2 protein-coding genes are annotated in these 3879 nt (G+C 68.3%); both read right to left on the reverse strand.

The window, feature by feature from the left end:
• Nucleotides 1-56: 56 nt before the first annotated feature.
• A complete protein-coding gene (locus ACJA3G_RS32340; RefSeq protein ID WP_101388377.1) occupies nucleotides 57-1355 on the reverse strand; it encodes a citrate synthase in 1299 nt (432 codons plus the stop codon).
• Between the two features lie 167 nt (nucleotides 1356-1522).
• Nucleotides 1523-3751, reverse strand: coding sequence for an ATP-dependent RecD-like DNA helicase (locus tag ACJA3G_RS32345; RefSeq protein ID WP_406556596.1), 2229 nt, complete (start codon nucleotides 3749-3751; stop codon nucleotides 1523-1525).
• Nucleotides 3752-3879 lie beyond the last annotated feature (128 nt).

A 3879-nucleotide genomic window follows, 5' to 3' on the forward strand; every position in this document is an offset into this window, starting at 1 on the left:
CCTTGGGGGATGCCCCCAACCCCCGGCGAGTGAGCCCAAGGGGCGCGGGGAAGCGACTAGCGGGCCTCGACCGGGACGAAGTCGCGCAGGACCTCGCCCGTGTAGATCTGGCGCGGACGGCCGATGCGGGAGCCGGGCTCCTTGATCATCTCGTGCCACTGGGCGATCCAGCCCGGCAGCCGGCCGAGCGCGAACAGCACCGTGAACATCTCGGTCGGGAAGCCCATCGCGCGGTAGATCAGACCCGTGTAGAAGTCCACGTTCGGGTACAGGTTGCGCGAGACGAAGTAGTCGTCGGAGAGCGCGTGCTCCTCCAGCTTCAGCGCGATGTCGAGCAGCTCGTCGGACTTGCCGAGGGCCGACAGGACGTCGTGCGCGGCAGCCTTGATGATCTTCGCGCGCGGGTCGAAGCTCTTGTAGACCCGGTGGCCGAAGCCCATCAGACGGACGCCGTCCTCCTTGTTCTTCACCTTGCGGATGAAGGAGTCGACATCGCCGCCGTTGGCCTGGATGCCTTCCAGCATCTCCAGGACCGACTGGTTGGCGCCACCGTGCAGGGGGCCCCACAGGGCGCTGATGCCGGCGGAGATCGAGGCGAACATGTTCGCCTGCGAGGAGCCGACCAGGCGCACGGTGGAGGTCGAGCAGTTCTGCTCGTGGTCCGCGTGCAGGATGAGCAGCTTGTCCAGCGCCGAGACGACGACCGGGTCCAGCTCGTACTCCTGTGCCGGGACCGAGAACGTCATCCGCAGGAAGTTCTCGACGTAGCCGAGGTCGTTGCGCGGGTAGACGAACGGGTGACCGATCGACTTCTTGTACGCGTACGCCGCGATCGTCGGAAGCTTGGCGAGCAGCCGGATCGTCGAGAGGTGGCGCTGCTTCTCGTCGAACGGGTTGTGGCTGTCCTGGTAGAACGTCGACAGCGCGGAGACGACCGAGGACAGCATGGCCATCGGGTGGGCGTCGCGCGGGAAGCCGTCGAAGAAGCGCTTGACGTCCTCGTGCAGCAGCGTGTGCTGGGTGATCTCGCTCTTGAAGGTCGACTGCTGGTCGACCGTCGGCAGCTCACCGTTGATGAGGAGGTACGCGACCTCCAGGAAGGTCGAGCGCTCGGCGAGCTGCTCGATCGGGTATCCGCGGTAGCGCAGGATGCCCTGTTCGCCGTCGAGGTACGTGATGGCGGATTTATAGGCGGCAGTGTTGCCGTATCCGCTGTCCAGGGTCACGAGACCGGTCTGGGCCCGGAGCTTCCCGATGTCGAAGCCCTTGTCGCCGACGGTGCTGTCGATCACCGGGTAGGTGTACTCGCCATCGCCGAACCGCAGTACTACAGCGTTGTTAGCGTTCTCGCTCACGTCATCCCTCACCGACGTAGTGCCTCTTCTTCGAGGTGCCCTGACTGTCTCTACCATCCCCCATTTGGCTCAGCAGAGTGCACTCGGGGTCGCCCATTGGGCTTATTGGCGGCACTCAGTGCCGTCAACCTGCTCATCCTGCCCCCTTCGCCCTGGTTCTGGAAGCCCTAGGTGATGTTTCCCACCAAGGGCCCTCCTGACAGCCGATGAGCGAGTGCGGTAAAGCGTCTGCCTGCGGAAACCGTACGCACTGCCTGGCCGATCGCCTTGCGGGACCCCACCAGGACGACGAGTTTTCTGGCGCGGGTCACCGCCGTGTAGAGCAGGTTCCGCTGGAGCATCATCCACGCGCCCGTGGTGACCGGGATCACCACCGCCGGGTACTCACTGCCCTGCGAGCGGTGGATCGTCACCGCGTAGGCATGGGCCAGCTCGTCCAGTTCGTCGAAGTCGTAACCCACCTCCTCGTCCTCGTCCGTCAGCACCGTCAGCCGCTGTTCGTCCAGGTCGAGCGCGGTCACCACGCCGACGGTGCCGTTGAAGACACCGTTCTTGCCCTTCTCGTAATTGTTCCGGATCTGGGTGACCTTGTCGCCCACCCGGAACACCCTTCCGCCGAACCGCTTCTCCGGCAGATCGGGGCGGGCCGGGGTGATGGCCTGCTGGAGGAGGCCGTTGAGGGTGCCCGCGCCGGCCGGGCCGCGGTGCATCGGGGCGAGCACCTGCACATCGCGCCGGGGGTCGAGGCCGAACTTGGCGGGGATGCGCCGCGCGGCCACGTCCACGGTGAGCCGCCCGGCGTCCTCGGTCTCCTCCTCCACGAAGTGGAAGAAGTCGCTCAGGCCCTGGGTGAGCGGCGGGACCCCGGAGTTGATGCGATGGGCGTTGGTGACCACACCGGACTGCTGGGCCTGGCGGAAGATCCTGGTCAGCCGCACGCGCGGGACCGGGCCGCCCTCGGCGAGCAGATCCCGCAGCACCTCGCCGGCGCCGACGGAGGGCAGCTGGTCCACGTCCCCGACCATCAGCAGATGCGCGCCGGGGGCGACCGCTTTCACCAGTTTGTTGGCGAGCAGCAGGTCCAGCATCGAGGCCTCGTCGACCACGACGAGGTCGGCGTCGAGCGGGCGGTCCTTGTCGTACGCCGCGTCGCCGCCCGGTTTCAGCTCCAGCAGGCGGTGGACCGTGGACGCCTCGGCGCCGGTGAGCTCGGCGAGCCGTTTGGCGGCGCGGCCGGTGGGCGCGGCGAGGACCACCTTGGCCTTCTTGGCGCGGGCGAGCTCCACGACCGAGCGCACGGTGAAGGACTTGCCGCAGCCGGGGCCGCCGGTGAGCACGGCCACCTTGCTGGTCAGGGCGAGCCGGACGGCCTCCTGCTGCTCGGGGGCGAGCTCGGCGCCGGTGCGTGCGGCAAGCCAGGACAGGGCGCGGTCCCAGTCCACGTCCTGGAAGCCCGGCATCCGGTCCTCGCCGGTGCGCAGCAGCCGGACGACCTGGGCGGCCAGGGAGAGCTCGGCGCGGTGGAAGGGGACCAGGTAGACGGCGTTGACCCGCTCGGCCCCGCCCGGCGGTCCGGGGACCGACTCGCGGACGACGCCCTCCTCGGCGACCAGCTCGCCCAGGCACTCGATCACCAGGCCGGTGTCGACCTGGAGGAGCTTCACCGAGTCGGCGATCAACTGCTCCTCGGGCAGGAAGCAGTGGCCCTGGTCGGTGGACTGGGACAGGGCGTACTGCAAACCGGCCTTGACGCGCTCCGGGCTGTCGTGCGGGATGCCGACGGCCTGGGCGATGCGGTCGGCGGTGAGGAAGCCGATGCCCCAGACGTCGGCGGCCAGCCGGTAGGGCTGGTTCTTCACCACGGAGATCGAGGCGTCCTCGTACTTCTTGTAGATGCGCACGGCGATGGAGGTGGAGACGCCGACGCCCTGGAGGAAGACCATCACTTCCTTGATGGCCTTCTGCTCCTCCCAGGCGGCGCCGATCAGCTTGGTGCGCTTGGGGCCGAGGCCGGGCACCTCCACCAGGCGCTCGGGCCGCTGCTCGATGATGTCGAGCGTGTCCGTGCCGAAGTGCTCGACGATGCGGTCGGCGATACGGGGGCCGATGCCCTTGATGAGGCCGGAGCCGAGGTAGCGCCGGATGCCCTGGATGGTGGCGGGCAGGACCGTGGTGTAGTTCTCCACCGTGAACTGCTTGCCGTACTGCGGGTGGGAGCCCCAGCGGCCCTCCATCCGCAGGGACTCGCCCGGCTGCGCGCCGAGCAGCGAGCCCACCACCGTGAGGAGGTCGCCACCGCCGCGCCCGGTGTCGACCCGGGCGACCGTGTAGCCGTTCTCCTCGTTGGCATAGGTGATCCGTTCCAGGACCCCTTCGAGCACCGCGAGATTGGACATGATCCGACGCTACCTGTGGCCTCGGACACCGCGGGACGCCTGTGGACAACTTCGGCCGCCGGGCCCGGGGTTCGGCGGGGGCCGGGAATTCAAGGGGGCCCGGTCCGTATGACCGGGCCCCTCGATTC

This window comes from Streptomyces sp. YS-3, assembly GCF_045257485.1.
In the GTDB taxonomy this organism is placed as follows: Bacteria; Actinomycetota; Actinomycetes; order Streptomycetales; family Streptomycetaceae; genus Streptomyces.

Coding starts and splice junctions, on each gene's coding strand:
- ACJA3G_RS32345 (WP_406556596.1), bottom strand. CDS start 3,751: ATGTCCAATCTCGCGGTGCTCGAAGGGGTCCTGGAACGGATCACCTAT.